Genomic DNA, 20,208 nt, shown 5'->3' with positions numbered 1-20,208 from the left:
CCCGCTTCCCGGCGGGTATGACGACACTGGTGTATAACGATGAGCGCGATTGCCCTTGTATTGAAGCTGCGGATACGATGTTAATGTCATATAGGGCATGGATAATAATGATTTCCCTGCATGGAAAATGTAGAATCCGACTGAAACACCATATCGTCATTAAGATAACATGAATAATAAGTTGCGTCAGGCATCGCAGAGCTTGGAGCTCAAGCAAGCCCTCCAGGCCGTCCTTGCCAAACAGGAGGGGGTTAGGCTAGCCATTTTGTTCGGTTCGTTGGCGTCCGGCACTGCACGCGCAGAGAGTGATCTTGACGTGGCGGTGGATGCGGGGCACCCGCTCGACGCCGCCGAAAAAATGCAGTTGATCGGCGATTTGGCGGCAGCCACCGGCCGACCTATCGACTTGGTGGATCTGCAGTTCGTCGGTGAGCCGCTTCTGGGGCAGATTCTTCGGCACGGCAAAAGGCTTATCGGTAACGATACCCGTTACGGTGATCTGATCCGCAAACATCTTTTCGAGCAAGCAGATTTTATGCCTTATCGCAACCGAATCCTGGCCGATAGGAGAAAAGCTTGGATCGGGAAGTAATCGAACAAAAACTGGAATCCTTTTTCGGAATATTGCCGTGCATAACTATGAGGCCATCGATTGGATTATCGTGCATGCGATTGCTAGCCAGCACCTCGATGATTTCACGGAATTCGCTAAAGTCATTGCCGCCGAACTCGAGAAGTGAACTTCTCATAGGCCAATTGTAAAAAGGGAAGCGATGCCCTTCCCCCTTTGAAAAAGGGGGGCTAAGGCATACCGTTATACACAATTGTCGTCATACCCGCCGGGAAGCGGGTATTCAGGGCCATGGATGGTAAGTTCGACACGTCCCTGTAGCCTGGATTCCGGCAATCCATGCCGGAATGACGGACTTGTGTATAAGGGTATGGGACTAAGGGGGATTTTATAAAGATTTTCTACCCTAACTTGATAGCAGTAAAGCCGGAGTTTGGAAGCGAGAAAAATAACATGTACCCGATAAATTTATCCACCGGACAATTAAAACCTAACCCATGATCGATCTGCACTGCCACATGTTACCCGGCATCGACGACGGCCCCAAAACCATGGAGCAATCGCTGGAGATGGCGCGTTTTGCGGTTGAACAAGGAACAAGCCGCTGTGTGCTCACCCCGCATATCCAACCGGGGTGTTACGACAACGACATAGATAATATTCGGGGAACATTCGAAGCATTCCAGGAACAATTGGCGACCGAGAATATCCCGTTGCAGGTCGGCATGGCGGCCGAAGTCAGGGTGTGCGCCGAGTTGCCTAACATGATTAATCAAGGAAAAATTCCTTTTCTCGGCCGTTGGCAGGGCATGCGGCTGATATTGTTGGAGTTCCCACACGACCAGATCCCGATCGGCGCGGACAAACTGATCGACTGGCTGATCGGGCGCGATATACTTCCGGTCATTGCCCATCCGGAGCGCAACCAGAGCGTTATGCGCCAGCCGGAAAAAATCGCCCCCTTTGTCAATAAAGGCTGTCTGCTGCAAATCACCGCGGATTCGGTGACCGGATTGTTCGGCGAAATCCCGCAAAAAGTGGCGCATTTTTTCATCCGCAATGACATGGCCACCTTGATTGCGACCGATGCCCATAATATGCATAGGCGCCGGCCAACCCTGAAAGCCGCATATGGTATGTTATTGCCTATCATCGGCGCTGATAAGGTACATGCTCTGTTCAGTGGAAATGCCGAGGCGATGTTGTCATGACCCTTGCCCGCCATTTCGGCTCGATGCCTGCGTTACAGGCCCTTTTGTACCTGCCTGCGATTCTGGCATTGCTCATCCTGGCCAATATCGCCCTGCGCTGGTCTTTGGCGGACGTATACGCAACACAAGTTAGCCATCACCTGGACGCCGGGAAAAAAAATGCGTCCAACCAAAACGCAAAACAGTGGCGTCAGGCCCGTCAGCACCTGGAACGGACTCTGGAGTTGCGCCCCGCTTATGCGCGATACTTCGAGTTGGCGGAAGCTTTTTACCAGAGGTTGGATTCCTTGGAGTTTCGCAGAAATCCCCTTATCCAGGAGCTAGCTTGGCATGATAATGCGCTTGAAGCCCTAAACTATGCCCGCCGCGGCTTGCGCTTAACGCCTTCCTGGCCTTATCTCTGGAATAAATTGGTGATTAGCAAGGTTTTATTAAAACAATTCGATAATGAGCTGACAGGCGGTATGGAACGGGCTGTGTATTTGGCGCCTTGGGAGCAGTCTATTCAATACGGCGTGGCAATACTGGGCTTGAATTTATGGCCAAGCTTGCAGGATACGGCTCGTTTGCAGGTATTGCAGGCCATCGAACAAACATTGGCGATGGATCAAATAAACCACCGCAAGGTTTATGATGCAAAAAAAGTGTTGTCCCATGCCAATTTTTCTCAAGCCTGTGAAAAAAATAGCATGAGTATGACACAAAGCCAATTACATAGTTATTGTCCTTAATTTTTGGCGGTTATCTTTGGGCTCATACCTTTATACACAACTTCGTCATTCCGGCAGGGATTGCCGGAATCCAGGCTACATGGACGTATCGGGCTTGCCTTCCCTGGCCCTGGATACCCGCTTCCCGGCGGGTATGACGGTATTTGTGTATAAGGGCATGCTTTGAGCTAACCAGCAACCTTATTTTATGCCTTTTATTAGATAGGCCCAGTAATCAACAAGAAAAACAATCGACATGGCAATAAATAAAATTCTCACGGTATTTGGTACCAGGCCGGAAGCCATCAAAATGGCTCCGCTAGTAAAGGCGCTGGAAAAAGAGTCATGGGATAGTCGGGTATGTGTGACGGCCCAGCATCGGGAAATGCTGGACCAAGTGCTTGATTTATTCGAAATCACTCCGGAATACGATCTGAACATCATGAAGCCGGGGCAGGACCTTTATGATGTCACAACAGGCATTCTGAATAACATCAAAACGGTCCTACGGGATTTCAAACCGGATATTGTGCTGGTTCATGGCGATACCACGACAACGTTTGCTACCACGTTAGGGGCCTTCTATGAACAGATCCCGGTCGGGCACGTAGAAGCGGGGTTAAGAACGGGTAATCTTTATTCGCCTTGGCCTGAGGAAGCCAACCGAAAATTAACCGGAGCACTAGCCGCCATTCATTTCACACCGACGGAGCTTTCTCGTCATAATCTTATTAGCGAAGGCATAAAGCCCGAAGTCGTACAGATAACCGGAAATACCGTAATCGATGCACTGCAATGGGTTGTGGCCAAATTGGAGCAGTCGGAAAGCGAATCGGCGAAGCTGGCAAAACACTTCCCGTTTCTAAACTCGGAACGGAGGATAATTCTGGTGACGGGCCACCGGCGGGAATCTTTCGGTAGCGGTTTTGAAAATATCTGCAAAGCGCTCAAAATGGTCGCTTTAAAATATCCTGATTGTCAGATCATTTACCCAGTTCACCTTAATCCCAATGTACGCGAACCCGTCAATCGCTTACTCACCGGTACTGAAAATATCTATTTGATAGAACCGTTGGACTATTTGCCTTTTGTTTATTTGATGAACCAGGCTTATTTAATTCTGACAGACTCCGGAGGAATTCAGGAAGAAGCACCTTCTTTGGGTAAGCCGGTTTTGGTTATGCGCAATACCACGGAAAGGCCGGAGGCGGTAAAAGCAGGGACGGTAAAATTGGTTGGCACCGATATAGACACCATCGTTGCGGAAATTGATGACCTTATGCAAAACGATACAAGCTATCAAACTATGTCAAAAGCGATGAACCCATACGGCGATGGCCTAGCCTGCAAAAGAATTGTAGAAGCTCTCAGTAATTTCTAAAAACGGAACAGCAATAAACTTCACCAACGTAAACCAGGAAAGGCCAAATGATAATGCATTTCAAAACAATATCTGTTGTAGGATTAGGTTATATCGGCTTACCCACGGCCGCGATTATTGCTTCGCGTGGAATCGATGTTATTGGTGTGGACATAAGTCAGCACGCAGTCGATACGATCAACCAAGGGAAAGTACACATTGTAGAACCTGACCTCGATATTGTTGTAAGAAGCGCCGTCCAAACAGGAAAGCTGAGAGCAACCACTACGCCGGAAGCTGCCGACGCTTTTATTATCGCTGTTCCGACTCCATTCGGTGAAAATCATCAACCTGACCTCTCCTATATCGAAGCAGCAGCGAAAGCTATCGCACCGGTATTGGAAAAAGGCAATCTGGTCATACTTGAGTCAACCTCTCCCGTAGGAGCCACCGAAAAACTCACCGCATGGCTGGCGTCTGCCCGACCTGATCTCACCTTTCCGTTGAACGGCTCTGAAGATACCGATATTAGCGTAGCTTATTGCCCGGAGCGTGTTCTCCCCGGCTATGTACTTCAAGAACTGGTATCAAATGATCGTGTTGTCGGTGGACTCACTGAAAAATGCGCTCAAAAAGCGGTATCCCTCTATAAAGTTTTCGTAAAGGGCGATTGTTTGACTACCAATGCCAAAACGGCGGAAATGGCAAAACTGGTGGAAAATTCATTCCGGGATGTCAATATCGCTTTCGCCAACGAGCTTTCAATCATTTGCGACACGCTGAAAATCAACGTATGGGAGCTTATAACGTTGGCCAACCGTCATCCGCGCGTTAATATCTTAAGACCGGGCCCCGGTGTAGGCGGCCACTGTATCGCGGTGGACCCTTGGTTTATCGTCAGTTCGGATCCGGAGAACGCAAGACTGATCAAAACCGCCCGTGAAGTCAATGACGGTAAACCTCATTACGTAGTCGATAAAGTCATCAAAGCGGCCAACCGCTTTAAAGCTCCGATTGTTGCATGTCTGGGTTTAGCGTTTAAAGCGGATATTGATGACCTACGGGAAAGTCCGGCTGTCGAGATTGTTGAAATGTTGGCTGAAAAAAACGTAGGCCAATTGCTGGTGGTTGAGCCTAACGTGGATGAGCTGCCTGCCTCTTTAAAAGGCAAGGCAAACAAAGTCGAATTGCAAGACGCTTTGTCTCATGCGGACATCGTTTTGTTGTTGGTGGATCATAAGGAATTCAAACAGATAGCAACTGAAAGAATGCTTGGCTTCGTAACGATAGACACTAGAGGTATCTGGGAGTAATTAAAAGTCTCTAGTAATAGAAGATCGTGTTTAGAAAGATGCTCTGTAAACCAATATTATCCAGCCTATCATTGTTGTTTGCGTTTGGGGGAATGAGGTTTATCTGTTGATAATTTACATAGTCAAACTCGATCGCTCTGCCTATTACGACGTGATGCTTACCATTTAGAGAAATTAGCCAAACACAACTTAATGGAAACTACAATGAATGCCCCTAATAAAAGTATTAATGAAAATATAGCTTCGTCTTTAATAGAAGAAGACAAGTTAGTTGTTGATATCAGTGAGTTGCAGGACAGGTGTGCGAGCAATAATATCTTTGTTACGCAACCTTATCTTCCACCATTAGAGGAATTCTTTCCATATCTGGAAAAAATTTGGGACAATAAAATCCTCACTAATGGAGGGCCTTATCATCAGCAATTGGAAAAGGCTCTATGCGAATACCTGGGTGTCGAACACCTAGCCTTGTTTACGAATGGAACCATCGCCCTTGTCACAGCGTTGCAGGCGCTGCGCATTACTGGTGAAGTAATTACTACCCCATATTCTTTTGTGGCAACGGCGCATTCTCTATTATGGAACGGCATCAAACCTGTGTTTGTGGATATTGATCCCAACACCCTCAATCTTGACCCCGCAAAAATTGAGGCCGCCATAACACCGCAAACGACCGCTATTTTACCGGTTCACTGTTATGGACACCCCTGTGATGTGAAAGCGATTCAGAAAATTGCAGACATTTACAATCTTAAAGTGATTTACGATGCCGCTCACGCCTTTGGCGTACAAACCGAAAGTGGTAGTGTGCTCAAATATGGAGATCTGTCGGTACTCAGCTTTCATGCTACCAAGGTATTTAATACCTTCGAAGGGGGAGCCATTGTATGTCCGGATGCCAAGACCAAACAACGCATTGACCATTTAAAGAACTTTGGTTTTGTGGATGAATTAACGGTAGTGGCGCCCGGCATTAATGGCAAAATGAGTGAGCTGAATGCGGCTTTCGGCCTGTTGCAACTGCAACATATCGATCATGCCGTTGCGCGGCGTAAGGAAATCGACTCGATTTACCGAGAAAAACTGAAGAATGTGAAGGGAATTCGCTGCTTGCAGGATGCAGGCGAGAAAGTGCAGAACTATTCTTATTTTCCAATTTTGGTAGAGAAAGATTTTCCAATCAGTCGCGAAGAGCTATACCAAAAGTTTAAGGATAAAAATATCTTTGCCCGACGTTATTTCTACCCGCTGATATCAGATTTTCCAATGTATAGGGGTATGCCTTCAGCGCATAAAGAAAACCTTTCGGTAGCCACAAATGCGGCATCCAAAGTATTGTGTCTGCCAATTTATCCTGCGCTTACACCGGATGAACAGCAACGCATTATTGAAGTAATTGCTCATAACTGATGGCTATATTGAGTCGTGCAAAAATAGAAAGCATGGGCTTCGCCTCGGTAGGTGAAAATGTCATGCTTTCCGATAAAGCATCATTTTATAACTGCGCAAAGATCTCGCTGGGTAGCAATGTGAGGATTGACGACTTTTGTGTTCTTTCTGCGGGTAATGGCGGCATCACGATAGGAAACTATATTCATATTGCAGTATTTTCTTCACTGATTGGTGCGGGGAAAATTACCCTATCGGATTATTGCAATATCTCTTCGCGTGTTTCTATTTATTCCAGTAGCGACGATTACACGGGGTCAACCATGACAAATCCTATGGTGCCTGCACAGTATACAGGTGTGAAGCATGACGATGTATTTATAGGAAAGCACGTAATTGTTGGAAGCGGAAGCGTTATCTTGCCAGGAGTGATAATAGCGGATGGTGCGGCTGTGGGTGCTCTTAGTTTGATTCAGAAAGACTGTAAAGCTTTTGGTACTTATGCTGGAATTCCCGCGAAATTCATTAAAGAACGCAAACGCAATTTACTTGAGCTGGAAAAAGCATTCCTTGCGAATTTAAATAATGATGCAGAGGATGATTAGCTCGTGAAAATTCTTCACCTGGTAAATGATGAAAAATTTATTTCGTTTATTGCAAATGCATTTGATGCTTGTGATGGAATAACCAATTTATTTCTGGTAATTGTACCTGATGGCTCAATCGGTCTCAGGTACATAGCTAATTTGAAAGACATGCGTGTAGTTGATGAAAGCTACATTAAGTCAGGGGCAGTAATAAAGGATCTGAAATGGTGCGATGGTTTGGTGGTGCATTACCTGGATGGAATAAAGGCCAGAGCAGTTCTGCGAGCTAAAGAGCATTCGCCAGTTGTGTGGAGTGGTTGGGGGGCAGATTATTATGATTGGCTGCCGATAAGCGGGAGCAATTTCTTGGGAGAAGAAACATCATCGCTGCAAGCGTTGCTTGATCAGGAATCGACTCTCTCTATGTATGGTTTAACGAAGCGACTAAAGGAGGTAGTGAAAAAGCAGGTTCACCCTTTAATCCTTTATCCGTGGCTTAGAAAATCGTTACGACGAATAGATTATTTTTCCGCACCAGTACCCGAGGATTTTCATCTTCTTAAATCTCACCTTAAGGGAAAATTTCCTGCGGAGTATGTGCAATTGAACTACGGCAGTGTTGAACATACCTTTGCGCTCGGAAGTAATTCACAAAATGCTAATAATATTCTTATAGGCAATTCGGCATCGGCGACAAATAACCACCTTGAAATATTTCAACTGCTTTCGCGAATAGATTTGGAAGGCAGAGAGGTGATAGTGCCTCTCAGCTACGGTAATGCCGCATATAGGGATGCCGTTATCATGCATGGACAGAATATTTTAGGACAACATTTTCATCCAATTGTAGATTTTATGCCGTTAGATCGATACAACGAACTTATTGCAAACTGTTCAGTGGTAATAATGGGGCATCGCAGGCAACAGGCGGTAGGTAATACGGCCACTATGCTATATAAAGGGGCAAAGGTATATCTTGATGAGGCCAGCACCGTGTATCAGTTTTTCAAAGCTCGCGGTGCATGCATATACAGTCTGCGAGACCTGGAAATCGGCGATAAAACTATGTTTTCACAATTGGCCGATGACCAGAAACAAAAGAATCGTGAAATTCTTGAGTCGTTTTGGGGGCATGAAGTGGTATTAGACAACGTGCGCAAATTAATTGAAATGCTGAAGGATCACGGAGTGAGTAAGAAATATGCATGAGTTAAATATGTGGGGCACGATGGTTTTCGCCGCAAGAATCAGGTGGAATACACCGTAACTGCCCGCAAGCTATGAGCCGTAGGAAACAAAACTTTTCAGGTTTAGGCCTGGCTTTTTTGCAACTGCTAGAAGACTCGATTTTTGCGTGCAAGCCGACTCCGCCTTACTTTGGATTAATGAGTTAGTATTGTAGTTTGTATTGATCCAGAAAATCATTATGCAATGACAGCATCAGTCAATTTCCAGGCTATTTGTATTTTTTAAACCCTTAGAAAGCAATTAATGCTATTTTCACGCGAGCCATGAGTTTAAAAGCCAATGCCATACACGGCGTCAAATGGACGGCACTATCGGTGTTTATTTCAACACTAGCACAAGTGTTACAAATGACAGTTATGGCGCATTACCTTACACCTTCAGATTTTGGGCTGATGGCAATAACCATGATTGTAATTGGTTTCAGTCAAGCCTTTATGGATATGGGAATAAGTAGTGCAATTATTCACAAACAAGAAATTACGCATATACAACTTTCTAGCCTTTATTGGTTAAATGTCGCATCAGGAATAGTTTTATATGGGGTTATAATTGTGGCGGCACCAATTATGGCGCAAATATATCATGAACCAAAACTAATAGAGCTTATAATATTGATGGGGTTTAGTTTTGTGGTTGTTGCTGTTGGGAATCAGTACAGGATTATCTATCAAAAAGATTTGAGATTTAATTTAATAGCAAAAATAGAAATCATATCCGTCACTACATCAACGGCCCTTGCAATTTGCTTGGCTGTTATGAATTATGGTGTTTATGCCTTGGTATGGGGGGCGTTGTTAAATGCTGCCCTGTCAACTGTTATTTTATTAATAACTGGATTAAAAAAATATCGTCCAAAATTCATTTATAACCATAATGAAATATCAAGCTTCTATAGTTTTGGGTTATTTCAGATGGGGGAAAAAAGCATAAACTACCTAAGTGCTAACGTTGATAAGATATTTATAGGTCATTTTCTCGGTATGGAAGCGTTAGGGTTTTATAATCTTGCATGGCAACTCATTATATTTCCACTATCTAAAATTAATCCACTTGTAAATCGCGTTGCATTTCCCATTTATGCAAAAATACAAGACGATATTTTTAAACTTGGATATTTTTATACGTTTTCATTGAAGTCATTATCGTTGCTGATTATTCCATTGTCGATATTCCTGTTTTTTTACTCTGATCAAGTAGTATATATGATATATGGGCCTAATTGGAAAACAACGGCGGATATTGTAAAGATATTAACATTTGTTGGGTTATTAAAAGCACTTAGTAATCCTGCTGGTTCGATAATATTAGCTCTTGGTAGAGCGGATGTGGGTTTTTGGTGGAATCTATTCTGGGCGATTTTTGTTTCGACTGTATTGTTTGTGGTATTATTTATTTATAGTGACATAATGAAAACAACTTATTCGTTATTAGCTTCATCGTTGGTTGCATTTATTGTTTTTAATAAAATTATAGCTGTTATTTCTAAAATACAATACAAAGCAATATATCAGTATTTTGTAAAAACAATTTGTGTGGCATTGGCTATAGGATATGTCTCTGTCAAATTGATTTATTCTAGTTATTCATTGTCCCTTATTGGTGGTGTTCACATGAAGTTGGGCGCCTTTTTTAAAGCAGATACAATAGATAATGCGGTTGTTTTAATATTTGCTTCTGTATTCTGCGCATTAATGCATGTAATGTATGTTTCAAAATTCGAAGCAGAGTTGATAACAGCAGTTAAAAACAAAGGTGGATAAACATGCCAGGATTTATTATTGCGCCCTTGCAAGATAGCTTAAATTTAAGTCAAGAAGAAAGAAAAGATCTGATCGTAAAACGTATAAATACAAATGAACTTTGTATTGAACAAAGAACAGTAAATAAATTTTTAAATGATAAGCCATTTTTTGAAACTAATGAATACTGTGCGATCTTGGATGGTGTGATTTTAAACTCAGAGTATTTAAATGCCAAGTATCATCAAAAAAGCTTTCAAGATACATTGATCTCGATGTATGAAGATAATGGAGAGTGTTTTTTTGATGAATTTCGTGGAAGTTTTTCTGGTTTTTTTTATGACAAGAAAAAAGAGATAAAAATAATATTTACAGATCACATAGGCAGTAAGCAGGTTTTTTATTCAAAATTTTCTGAAAAATACATTATTGCTTCAGATATAAATTACATTGTAGGCTTTTATAAAAACGCGAATATTCACTATTCGCTGAATAGGAATGCTGCATATTTTTTATTAACTTATGGGTTTATGATAGAAGATCATACACTGGTTAATGAAATAAAAAAGCTAAAGGCAGGACATTGCATAAAAATCACACAAAGCACTTTCGAAATAAAAAAATATTACAATTTATGTAATGATCCGAGTTATTCAAAAAGCGAGCAAGAAATAGTTGATCATATTGATGGTCTTTTTAGACAGGCTGTTCAAAGGGCCTTTGAAAAAGATAGAGAATATGGCTATAAACATCTTGTAGGATTGAGCGGTGGATTAGACTCTAGAATGACGACATGGGTAGCAAACGATATGGGTTATAACGAAAAAATCGTTAACTACACCTTCTCTCAATCAGATTATCTTGATGAAACTACACCGAAAAAAATTGCCTCAGATCTAAAACATGAATGGATATTTAAATCTCTTGATAATGGTCTTTTTTTAAAAGATATCGATGACACAACTCGGATATCTAGTGGAGGAGCTTTATATTATGGATTGGCTCACGGTAAGAGTTGTTTAGACTTGATTGCCAAACGTCAATTTGGAATAGTTCATACAGGGCAGCTTGGCGATGTAGTTTTAGGAACTTTTTATAGTACATTAGATAAAAGTAAACCATTTGATGTAAGTGATGGTGCTTACTCAATGGTATTAAAAGATAAGCTAGATAGGTCTATGTTTTCAGAAGACTATCAAAATGAAGAAATATTCAAGTTCTATACACGAGGATTTGCAGGTGCAAACCAAGGTTTATTAGTGGCACAAGAATTTTCAGAGACGTATTCTCCATTTTATGATATTGACTTCATGGAATATTGTTTGTCTATACCTGTTGAATTAAGAGCTAATCATTATATCTATAAAAAATGGATTATTGATAAATATCCGCATGCAGCTAGCTATGTTTGGGAAAAAACGGGTGCACGAATCACTGACAAAAGCCTTAATATTTTAGGGAGAAGAATACCCGTATCAAAGTTGCCAAAAAAGATATTAGATTTTACACTTAAGAAATTAGGAATGGCTCAGACTTACTTAAGTTCAAGATCACACATGAATCCGCTTGAATATTATTACGCTACTAATAATGATTTAAAAATATTCTTGCAAAGATATTTTTATGAAAATGTAAAATTATTAAAGCATGATAAAGAGTTGTTTGATGATTGTAACAAATTATTTGAAAACCAAACGATAATTGAAAAAATCCAGGTTATTACCTTGCTTAGTGCTATGAAAAGATATTTTTCGACTGTTTAGATTTTAAAGCTCTTAACAAAAAATCGTCTGGTGTTTAGAATGTAAGGCTTTATGAAGCCAGCCAATGAAGGAAATGCGAGTTGTCCGCGTTGAACTGACCGACACCGATCGTGAGTTGCTCCAAATCATCGTCAAAAAAGGCAGCGACTGACGCGAACGAGAACGCGCCCAAGCGATTTTGTTGCTCGCTGAAGGGCATACGACGTTCGAAGTGGCTGAAAAGCAAAGGGTATTGCCGGAGACGATCCGGGAACGGCGGCGCAAATGGTTCAAAGCCGGTTTCGCCAGCCTACCCGACCAACCGCGCAGCGGAGCACCGAGCAAGTTGAGTGATGAACACCGGGTGCGGTTAAAGGCGTGGATCGAGGCCGAACCGTTAACCTGTCGGTTCTTGGTCGATCGTCTGGAAACCGAATGCGGCATTCGCCTCAGCGCCAATACCTTGCGTAACGAGTTGAAACGCATGGGGTATGTCTGGAAACGGACGCGCTACAGTTTAAAAAAAAGCGCGACCCCGAGCGCTTCGCACAAGCCCAGCGTGACATAGCCGAGCTTATCGTCCAGGCGAAGGCTGGTGCGATCGAACTGGCTTACGTCGACGAAGCCGGGTTTGCGCCGCAACCGCCTAACCGTTCCGCCTGGGCGAAAAAGGGCGAAAACCATGTCGTTCAGGCGAAACGGGGGCGACGACTGAATGTGATGGGGGCCATGCTGTCATCGGGAAAACTGGTGATGGCAAAACTGTGGCAGAGCATCAATGGGTTGTGGTTTTTTGCCTTCTTGATGGCCATGCTGGATAAGGTCAGCAAGCCTTTGGTGGTGATCCTGGACAATGCGTCCATCCACACCGCCAAAAAACTGAAGCCTTACTGGGACTTATTGGAAGAAAAAGGCATGCGCTTTTATTTCCTGCCGCCTTACAGCCCCGAATTGAACCGGATTGAATTGCTTTGGCACAAGATGAAATACGAATGGCTTAAATTCAAACTGTATACGCCGGATGAACTGGAACGGGCCATCGACGAAATTGGGGAAGGGTTCGGCAATTTATACAGGCTAACTTTTTGAGAGGCGCTTAATTAGTCAGAATGATATTAGCTATAAAGTTAAGGGTTTAATGGCTTTTTTGTATAAAACGTCAAGATCGTGCAATGTTTGAAGATAAACATCCTTATATCGTAGGCAATAGCGAAAGGTTCACCTGGACATCGATGTAGAAACCCTCGGATTTCGCGCCATTGAGTGACATCCAATCGTGTTGGGGATGCCTGGGTTCCACCTGAATAGTTGGCCAAGAATCCAAACGATAAGGGCGTCGCACGAGTGAGTGGGGATGGCGCTTATGACACAAAGCCTGTTATTCAACAAGTTCTGATCTCGGCGCTGATGCCGTCATTCCAGTCCGAAAGAGTCGTAAATTAGGAAAAGAAAATACGACTGGTACTCAAGCCAGAAATGAAACTTTGCACGCTATTCAACGGTTGGTGCGAGCAGTTTGGAAAAAACTTGGAGCGCAGTTATCACCGCTGCAGTCTGGTGGAAACCAAAACGCGTTGCTTCAAACTGCTGGGTGAGGGGGGGGCATGGCACGTCACTTTAACAGCCAAGTAGCCGAGTTGCAGATTCGCACCTGTATTTTTATCGGTTTACCCGATTGAGTGCGACGGTGACGATTGCTATACCCTAAATACACTTGAAATTGGGTAAGGGAAAATTTAACCGGACTTTGATTTATACAGCAGGGTCCTTTGAATGCCAGCTAAGTTACTATTAAGTGATTAATAAGCTAGATAAAAATGATTTATAAGAAATTTTATATTTGTTTTATTTTTATATATTTACTGCTTTACCCAGTTTTGGTAAATGTCTTTGATATATGGTTTGGGGTTTCGGCTAATAAAGTATTGGCTGTCTGTCTATTGTTTTTTTTATTTATTAATGTTAAAAAATTGAGAAAAAAATTCTTTAGGGATTTTGTTTTTTTGTTTTTTTTGTATCTTTTTATGCATGAAGTCGTAGTATTGCTAACGGCTAATTCTTCACTTTCAATATTGCTGAGTAATTGCACGACTTTTCTAATTTTTTTGTGTATTACTTTATTTTCCGGATATATTTTAACTACAGATTATCCTTATATTATTAAAATAATAAGGTTTTGTTGTGTTGTAATATGGTTGTCAATTTTTATTGAAATGCTTGGATACGGAGATATTTTTTTGTTTCATTACGAAGTGAAACTCAGAGAGGGATTGGGTTTTTATCAAATGCACGGGTTATACCCTATTGCCAATGCGCTTTCAAATGAGTTGTTAAATTTAAATATTTTGTTGTATATATTGTCGCCTCCGAATTATTTTTTAAAGGCTAATAATGTATTAATTATTGTTACTCAGGTTAGAGCTGCTATCGTATCAATGATTGGTATATTGTTAATTAGATCTTCTTACAAGAAGAATGTAGTCGTCATGTTCTGTTTAGCTTTGTTTGTTTTGAGTTGTTATCCATATATCAAAGATAATGGGCTTTTTCAGAATACATTATATGAGTTGGGTGTAGATAAATCATACTATGTGGAAGATACTTATAGGCACCATTATTTAAATGGAGCATTAAATGCTCTTGCTGATTATCCATTTTTTGGCGTAGGTTTAGATCGTTTGTCTCTATCTTCTCATTGGGAAAAAGATGCTTTTTATTTTCATTATCTATACAATTTGCCAACGCAAATTCCGGGTACATACAATACAGCAGAATTAAGCACTTCTGATAGTGGTCTTACTTTAATCGGTGAAATGGGGGGGGTGGGAATCGTAATGATATGTGTGTTATATTTTAACTTTATCTATCTAAGCATTAAGCTTAATTGCAAAAAATATTTGTATGTGGTTATTCAGCATTTTGTTTACATGTATAGTGCGCCAAGTTGGTTGTTTAATGTATTCTTTTCGTTTCCATTTTGGTTTTTGTATGGGATCTTGATTTTTAAAAAATACAATAATTTAGCCTTTTTGCATAAGAAATCAAAATTAAGCAAGAATTATTGGTTAGCAAATCAGCATTAACTGCGTCTTTAGCTCTTATATACAAATATGAATGATGAATTTAAGGTGTTAATGGTCTCCAGTCGAGGCCCGGAGGATACGGTATTTGAAAGCCAAGTACTCGATATTATTAAAGCGTGGGAAAAGTATGGGGATGTATCATTACTTTATCGTAGTCGAAGTGAGAAAAAAGTAAAGGTTGATAATATAAATATCCAACAGATAAGTCATTTTGCGCCAGAATTTGGTGAGTTTCCACTTTCAGTTGAACGATATTTAAATAAACAATGGTCATTAACAAGTGGTTATGATCTTATTCATTGTCGTGGCGCTGTAAGCGCATGGCAGGTGCTTCAAAGCTTGAATCAGAAACAAAGAAAAACAGTTAAAATTGTGTATGATTGTCGCGGTATTGTTGTTGAAGAGATGGAAGGTATGTGGAATTCTTCCTGGAAAAGAAAGTTGCTTCCTTTTAAGATGCGAGCAATGCGTGATATTGAATCATTTGTTGTTAAAGAGGTAGATATTTTAACAACTGTGTCTGATGGGCTTTCTGATTACTTAGAACACCATTATGGACGTAGAGCCGACCTAATTATCCGACCTATTGTAAATGCAGAAAAATTTTATTATTCTCAGGCTGACAGGGATGCCATTCGCGCAAAGCTAAATATACCTAATGACGGCGTATTATTTATATTTGTGGGCGGGGGGGCTTATTGGCAAAATTTGGATTTTTTGCAAAATTGGTGGGCGTCATGCAAACGATCTAATTTTACATTGCTCATTTTATCACACACGCCTGAAGCTTACACACAATGGGTAAATGAAATATCCGTAGATAATATTGGTAAAATAATTATTAACTCGGTATCTCATCATGAAGTTTCCTCATATATGAGTGCGGCTGATTATGGGGTTTTATTTCGTGATGATAGTTTGGTTAATAAAGTAGCTTCACCAGTAAAACTAAGTGAATATCTTTGTACCGGATTACAGGTTCTAACAAATTTATCTATATATGGAAAGATACAGCCTGATGATATACGCGTAATTGATTTGTTGAATCCAGATATTGGAGAAAACTATCCTCTTCGCGACTCATCCACTAGAGAAACTCGTTCTGTGATTAATTTAAGCAGATTTTCTGCAAATACTGCCGTCAAGGACGTTTTTACTTTTATGAAAAATTGCAGAGATCTATGTGAGTAAAGTATAGTTAAGTGTTTGTATGATATTTATGGCAATAAATAGAGTTTGAGATGAGTTACAGAAAAAAACGTGTGTTTTTTTTCATTGCTTGTTTTTTTTGTGTTAGCTATTCTTACTCGGACACTGGGTGTAAAAAATCTATTGCGATAGTGAAAGATAATGCGGTAAGTATATACATTGATAGTAGTCATATTGTTAGAGAATTAGAGCCTACTTTTTTTGGGTTTAGTCTTGATTTGATTGCGTTTCAAAAGGATTTTTGGGACAAAGAGCATCAGCGGGTAATGCCTGAATTAATTGATTGGCTAAGAGCTTTTCCTTTTGCTGTTTATAGATTCCCAGGGGGGGCTCTTTCCAATAGCTTCAATTGGGAAAAGTCAATTGGTCCATTAAGCCAACGTTCTCCTCAAAAACTTGTCACTTGGCAGAAAGCTTTTCCTATTCAGTTTGGGTTTGACGAATACATGGAATTTGTACGCGCGGTAAATGGTAATGCATGGATAACGCTTAATATTTATGGAAATCTAGAAAATGAAGTAAACCCTTTTGAACTCAGTTTGACGAGTAGGCGATGGGTCGAATATGCAAAACATAAATATCCCATGCAACCTGTTTTAAGGTGGGAGTTAGGTAATGAGTTATATCAAGCGCAGAATTCTACTGAGAACAGTCAATCTCCTCTTGAATTTATTAAAGATAAGATTTTAGATGATAGGTCTGGCTGGTCCCCACAAAAATATGTTAACTCTGCCATTATAAATATCAATGAAATATCAAAATCTTTTGGTGATATTCCATTTGTAGCATTGTTGCAAGACTTTAAGAGAGATCCGTTCTACATGTATTTGACGTTAGCAGAATATAATTTAGCCGTTATAAATAAATTATCTCCGTTCATGTCGGAATTTGTCTTGCATCCATATTTTGATTCTGTTGGAAACATTTACGAAGATACAGTGCAGCATCGGTTGGATTATATTTGTGATAATGTTGCCAAAATTAAGCAATACACTATTCGTAATTATCCAGGACTTTGGTTAACAGAGGTCGCAAAATGGCCACGTAAAGATAAAGGGCAAGAATGGAATATGGGATGGTGGAGAGCAAGTAGTTTAGAAGCTGGAGTTAGTGTGGCTGACATGATTATTGGTGCATCTCAAATCCCAGAAGTGAATGGTGCTTTTGTGCATACGCTAGCATCCAATACAGGCCCTTGGGCAATGTTTCATTCTGATAAAAATGGACATATTTATCCTTCAATAATTTATTGGACATTACGGCTATTACGTGAACATTCACAAAAATATTTATTGTCCACAAGAACTATTAGTACAAATTTGTCAGAGTATGCGGGTGGGTACGATGTTCGCGCAGCTTCCTTTACTAACGAGTCTCATACAAAATATAGTCTTTGGACTATTAATCGTTCACATCAGTCGCAACATGTTTACTTTGTAATAGAAGGACACGGTGGGGAATTGCTAAAAGGTACGCAAACATATTTGAGTAATCAAGATATCAACGCAATTAATCGAGAAAAGAAGGATAATGTTATTCCTATAACACGACAAATTGCGATTCAACTCGACCAACAAGGGAAAGGTGTGATTGATCTTCCATTGAACAGCGTAGATGTTTTTGATTTTTCTTTAGTCAAGTAAGGAATAAGTTAATGTTAGGTAGAATATGAAGATATTGGTGGCAAATAAATTCTTTTTCCTCAATGGCGGATCAGAAACAGTTTTTTTTCAGGAGCGTGATTTTTTGGTCGATTCTGGAGTAAGCGTCGTTGATTTTTCCATGCAAGACGAAAGAAATCGTCATAGCGCCTATTCCAATTATTTTGTTTCTTCTCGGCAATATAAACAAGGCGCCAGCCTTGTACAAAAAATTGAGTCTGCCAGCAGTTTAATCCATTCGCCTGAAGCTGTTAAACATATTTCGGCCTTGATCGATGCCGAACGTCCAGATATTGTCCATTGTCACAATATCTATCATCAACTTACTCCGTCCATAATTGGTGCTGCCAAAAAATTTGGAGTTCCAATTGTGCTGACGCTGCATGACTATAAGCCAGTGTGTCCGGCCTATGTCAGATTGCATGATGAAAAGATGTGTTCTGCTTGTCTTGATGGAGATTTTTCCAATGTAATCAAGTATCGATGTGCTGATGGTTCTTTGGGTAAAAGCGCTTTGCTGTATGCAGAAGCAGTCGTACAAAAACTTCTGGGTAATTACGAAAAGCTGGATGCAGTGATTGCCCCAAGCCAATTTATGGCCGAGTCGGTTGCGAGTCGGTTCAGTCCTGAAAAAGTGAAAGTCATTTATAACGGTATCGATATCGATAAAGTTAGGGCATCGGCCGAAGATGACGGTTATGTCTTATACCTTGGTCGTCTGAGCCAAGAAAAGGGGATCGCTACGCTGTTAGAGGCGTATCGACGAAACGATATTCGTCTTCCTCTCAAAATCTGCGGCACTGGGCCATTGCTGGATCAACTGTTGATGGATGTACCGCCAAATGTTGAACTTCTCGGCTATCAAACGGGCGAGGCACTGAAATCCATCATCAGCAAAGCATCGTTGGTCAGCGTACCATCTGAGTGGTATGAAAACTGTCCCATGTCGGTATTGGAGGCGATGGCTTATGGCAAGCCGGTGGTGGCCTCGCAAGTCGGAGGAATCCCCGAACTGGTAGCCGACGGTATATCCGGGTTGTTGCATGAGCCAGGCAATGCTGATGCATTGTCGGCTTGTATTGATAAACTCGCCGATGACGTTGAATTAAGGAAGATGATGGGACGCAATGCACGCCAGCGGGTGGAAGACAGTTTTTCATTGGCACAACATAACGCTGCCTTATTGGCAGTATATCGCGATTTAACGAACGATTTTAAGGGGAGATAAAATGACCAAACAGACTATGCCCACCGATGTTTCCATCATCACCACTTATCGCTGCCAAATGCGCTGCAAAATGTGCGATATATGGGAAAACCCTACTGATAAAAAACGGGAGATTACTGCTAAGGATTTAGAAATTCTGCCTAACTTTAAGTTTGTAAATATTACCGGTGGCGAGCCATTTGTGCGCCGCGACTTGGAAGATATTGTTGAGGTTATGTTTAAAAAATCTCAACGCATCGTTATTTCAACTTCGGGTTGGCATACCGATCGTATTATCCGCATGGCAGAGAGATTTCCTAATATTGGTATCCGGGTCAGTATCGAAGGACTTTCTCAAAAAAATGATGACTTGCGCGGCAGGGAAGGTACTTTCGATAAGGCATTGCGGTTATTGCTGTCCTTGAAAGAAATGGGTATCAAAGATATTGGGTATGGCTGTACCGTTTCCAATCACAATTCTGAAGATATGCTTTCGTTGTATAAATTATCTCGGGAGTTAGGAATGGAGTTCGCCACAGCGGCTTTCCATAATTCTTATTACTTTCATAAGGACGACAATGAAATTACTAATCAGGAAGAGGTTATTGGTAATTTTCACAAATTGATTGAAGAGTTGCTGAAGGAGAATTCACCTAAAAGTTGGTACCGTGCATTTTTTAATTTAGGTCTAATAAACTATATTCGGGGTGGCAAAAGAATGCTTCCTTGTGAAGCAGGGTCTGCTAATTTCTTTATCGAGCCTTATGGCGATGTTTATCCTTGCAATGGCTTGGAAGAACGTTATTGGAAAGAATCAATGGGCAATATTCGTGATTTTTCCACATTCGAAGACTTATGGTTTAGCGAGCAAGCCGAGAAGGTGCGTGGCTTGGTTCGTACCTGTCCAAAAAATTGTTGGATGGTTGGTACTGCGGCACCGGTAATGAAAAAATATATTCAGCATCCAACAAAGTGGGTAGCTAAAAATAAAGTTAAGTCATTACTTGGAAAGCCTATTTGTGTCGATTACGTTCCACACTACGATGTCGGACAAGATCCGCTACAAGGTGATTTACGCGGCGGCACAGTGACTGAGCAAGTGGTTACTTTCAAACGACGTGAGCCAGAAGTCATTTTGTCAGAAGAAGAGTTAGCGGATATGCTGCGAGCTGATTGAA

18 protein-coding genes are annotated in these 20,208 nt (G+C 41.2%); all 18 read left to right on the top strand.

Annotated elements, in window-relative coordinates:
• The first annotated feature begins 169 nt into the window (after nucleotides 1-169).
• The 18 genes from ACEPPP_RS06525 to ACEPPP_RS06440 all read left to right on the top strand — a co-directional run bounded on the left by ACEPPP_RS06525 (nucleotide 170) and on the right by ACEPPP_RS06440 (nucleotide 20,207).
• The gene (locus ACEPPP_RS06525) at nucleotides 170-592 is read left to right on the top strand and encodes a nucleotidyltransferase family protein (RefSeq protein ID WP_374090230.1); all 423 of its coding nucleotides are present in this window, start codon (nucleotides 170-172) and stop codon (nucleotides 590-592) included.
• 37 nt (nucleotides 593-629) lie between these two features.
• Nucleotides 630-740: a hypothetical protein gene (locus ACEPPP_RS06520; RefSeq protein ID WP_374090229.1), complete on the top strand. Its 111-nt coding sequence runs from the start codon at nucleotides 630-632 to the stop codon at nucleotides 738-740.
• A 328-nt stretch (nucleotides 741-1,068) separates the two neighbouring features.
• Nucleotides 1,069-1,782, top strand: coding sequence for a tyrosine-protein phosphatase (locus ACEPPP_RS06515; RefSeq protein ID WP_374090228.1), 714 nt, complete (start codon nucleotides 1,069-1,071; stop codon nucleotides 1,780-1,782).
• The gene (locus tag ACEPPP_RS06510) at nucleotides 1,779-2,513 is read left to right on the top strand and encodes a hypothetical protein (RefSeq protein WP_374090227.1); all 735 of its coding nucleotides are present in this window, start codon (nucleotides 1,779-1,781) and stop codon (nucleotides 2,511-2,513) included. The genes ACEPPP_RS06515 and ACEPPP_RS06510 overlap by 4 nt, the downstream gene beginning before the upstream one ends.
• Nucleotides 2,514-2,748: 235 nt before the next feature.
• The gene (wecB, locus tag ACEPPP_RS06505) at nucleotides 2,749-3,873 is read left to right on the top strand and encodes a non-hydrolyzing UDP-N-acetylglucosamine 2-epimerase (protein ID WP_374090226.1); all 1,125 of its coding nucleotides are present in this window, start codon (nucleotides 2,749-2,751) and stop codon (nucleotides 3,871-3,873) included.
• A gap of 47 nt (nucleotides 3,874-3,920) precedes the next feature.
• Nucleotides 3,921-5,165, top strand: coding sequence for a UDP-N-acetyl-D-mannosamine dehydrogenase (gene wecC, locus ACEPPP_RS06500; protein ID WP_374090225.1), 1,245 nt, complete (start codon nucleotides 3,921-3,923; stop codon nucleotides 5,163-5,165).
• A 204-nt stretch (nucleotides 5,166-5,369) separates the two neighbouring features.
• A complete protein-coding gene (gene vioA / locus ACEPPP_RS06495; RefSeq protein WP_374090224.1) occupies nucleotides 5,370-6,575 on the top strand; it encodes a dTDP-4-amino-4,6-dideoxy-D-glucose aminotransferase VioA in 1,206 nt (401 codons plus the stop codon).
• Complete coding sequence (locus ACEPPP_RS06490; RefSeq protein ID WP_374090223.1) at nucleotides 6,575-7,159, top strand: hypothetical protein; 585 nt, start codon at nucleotides 6,575-6,577, stop codon at nucleotides 7,157-7,159. Before vioA ends, ACEPPP_RS06490 begins: the two co-directional genes overlap by 1 nt.
• Nucleotides 7,160-7,162: 3 nt before the next feature.
• Nucleotides 7,163-8,350, top strand: coding sequence for a TDP-N-acetylfucosamine:lipid II N-acetylfucosaminyltransferase (locus ACEPPP_RS06485; RefSeq protein ID WP_374090222.1), 1,188 nt, complete (start codon nucleotides 7,163-7,165; stop codon nucleotides 8,348-8,350).
• 302 nt (nucleotides 8,351-8,652) lie between these two features.
• Nucleotides 8,653-10,149 carry an MOP flippase family protein gene (locus tag ACEPPP_RS06480; protein WP_374090221.1) on the top strand — a complete coding sequence of 499 codons (1,497 nt, stop codon included), beginning with the start codon at nucleotides 8,653-8,655 and terminating at the stop codon, nucleotides 10,147-10,149.
• Nucleotides 10,150-10,151: 2 nt separating this feature from the next.
• On the top strand, nucleotides 10,152-11,891 hold the full coding sequence (locus ACEPPP_RS06475; protein ID WP_374090220.1) for a hypothetical protein: 1,740 nt from the start codon (nucleotides 10,152-10,154) through the stop codon (nucleotides 11,889-11,891).
• Between the two features lie 211 nt (nucleotides 11,892-12,102).
• Nucleotides 12,103-12,438 (top strand): helix-turn-helix domain-containing protein, encoded by a 336-nt coding sequence (locus ACEPPP_RS06470; protein ID WP_374090219.1) that lies wholly within the window; start codon nucleotides 12,103-12,105, stop codon nucleotides 12,436-12,438.
• Nucleotides 12,366-12,959 carry an IS630 family transposase gene (locus ACEPPP_RS06465; RefSeq protein ID WP_374090901.1) on the top strand — a complete coding sequence of 198 codons (594 nt, stop codon included), beginning with the start codon at nucleotides 12,366-12,368 and terminating at the stop codon, nucleotides 12,957-12,959. The genes ACEPPP_RS06470 and ACEPPP_RS06465 overlap by 73 nt, the downstream gene beginning before the upstream one ends.
• A 728-nt stretch (nucleotides 12,960-13,687) precedes the next feature.
• The gene (locus tag ACEPPP_RS06460) at nucleotides 13,688-14,953 is read left to right on the top strand and encodes a hypothetical protein (RefSeq protein WP_374090218.1); all 1,266 of its coding nucleotides are present in this window, start codon (nucleotides 13,688-13,690) and stop codon (nucleotides 14,951-14,953) included.
• Between the two features lie 27 nt (nucleotides 14,954-14,980).
• On the top strand, nucleotides 14,981-16,144 hold the full coding sequence (locus ACEPPP_RS06455; RefSeq protein ID WP_374090217.1) for a glycosyltransferase: 1,164 nt from the start codon (nucleotides 14,981-14,983) through the stop codon (nucleotides 16,142-16,144).
• 50 nt (nucleotides 16,145-16,194) lie between these two features.
• Nucleotides 16,195-17,805, top strand: coding sequence for a hypothetical protein (locus tag ACEPPP_RS06450; RefSeq protein WP_374090216.1), 1,611 nt, complete (start codon nucleotides 16,195-16,197; stop codon nucleotides 17,803-17,805).
• Nucleotides 17,806-17,842: 37 nt separating this feature from the next.
• Nucleotides 17,843-19,051, top strand: coding sequence for a glycosyltransferase family 4 protein (locus tag ACEPPP_RS06445; protein ID WP_374090215.1), 1,209 nt, complete (start codon nucleotides 17,843-17,845; stop codon nucleotides 19,049-19,051).
• Nucleotide 19,052: 1 nt separating this feature from the next.
• Nucleotides 19,053-20,207 carry a radical SAM protein gene (locus tag ACEPPP_RS06440; protein ID WP_374090214.1) on the top strand — a complete coding sequence of 385 codons (1,155 nt, stop codon included), beginning with the start codon at nucleotides 19,053-19,055 and terminating at the stop codon, nucleotides 20,205-20,207.
• The last annotated feature ends 1 nt before the right edge of the window (nucleotide 20,208 follow it).

Source organism: Methylomicrobium lacus, assembly GCF_041897535.1.
Lineage (GTDB): Bacteria > Pseudomonadota > Gammaproteobacteria > Methylococcales > Methylomonadaceae > Methylomicrobium > Methylomicrobium lacus_A.
The sequence above is the reverse complement of the archived record's forward strand: the minus strand, read 5'-3'. Positions and strand labels throughout refer to the sequence as shown.

Bases quoted from the DNA above. Each gene is read 5' to 3' on its own strand.
- ACEPPP_RS06525 (WP_374090230.1), top strand. From the start codon at position 170: ATGAATAATAAGTTGCGTCAGGCATCGCAGAGCTTGGAGCTCAAGCAA.
- ACEPPP_RS06515 (WP_374090228.1), top strand. From the start codon at position 1,069: ATGATCGATCTGCACTGCCACATGTTACCCGGCATCGACGACGGCCCC.
- ACEPPP_RS06510 (WP_374090227.1), top strand. From the start codon at position 1,779: ATGACCCTTGCCCGCCATTTCGGCTCGATGCCTGCGTTACAGGCCCTT.
- wecB (WP_374090226.1), top strand. From the start codon at position 2,749: ATGGCAATAAATAAAATTCTCACGGTATTTGGTACCAGGCCGGAAGCC.
- wecC (WP_374090225.1), top strand. From the start codon at position 3,921: ATGATAATGCATTTCAAAACAATATCTGTTGTAGGATTAGGTTATATC.
- vioA (WP_374090224.1), top strand. From the start codon at position 5,370: ATGAATGCCCCTAATAAAAGTATTAATGAAAATATAGCTTCGTCTTTA.
- ACEPPP_RS06490 (WP_374090223.1), top strand. From the start codon at position 6,575: ATGGCTATATTGAGTCGTGCAAAAATAGAAAGCATGGGCTTCGCCTCG.
- ACEPPP_RS06480 (WP_374090221.1), top strand. From the start codon at position 8,653: ATGAGTTTAAAAGCCAATGCCATACACGGCGTCAAATGGACGGCACTA.
- ACEPPP_RS06475 (WP_374090220.1), top strand. From the start codon at position 10,152: ATGCCAGGATTTATTATTGCGCCCTTGCAAGATAGCTTAAATTTAAGT.
- ACEPPP_RS06460 (WP_374090218.1), top strand. From the start codon at position 13,688: ATGATTTATAAGAAATTTTATATTTGTTTTATTTTTATATATTTACTG.
- ACEPPP_RS06455 (WP_374090217.1), top strand. From the start codon at position 14,981: ATGAATGATGAATTTAAGGTGTTAATGGTCTCCAGTCGAGGCCCGGAG.
- ACEPPP_RS06450 (WP_374090216.1), top strand. From the start codon at position 16,195: ATGAGTTACAGAAAAAAACGTGTGTTTTTTTTCATTGCTTGTTTTTTT.
- ACEPPP_RS06440 (WP_374090214.1), top strand. From the start codon at position 19,053: ATGACCAAACAGACTATGCCCACCGATGTTTCCATCATCACCACTTAT.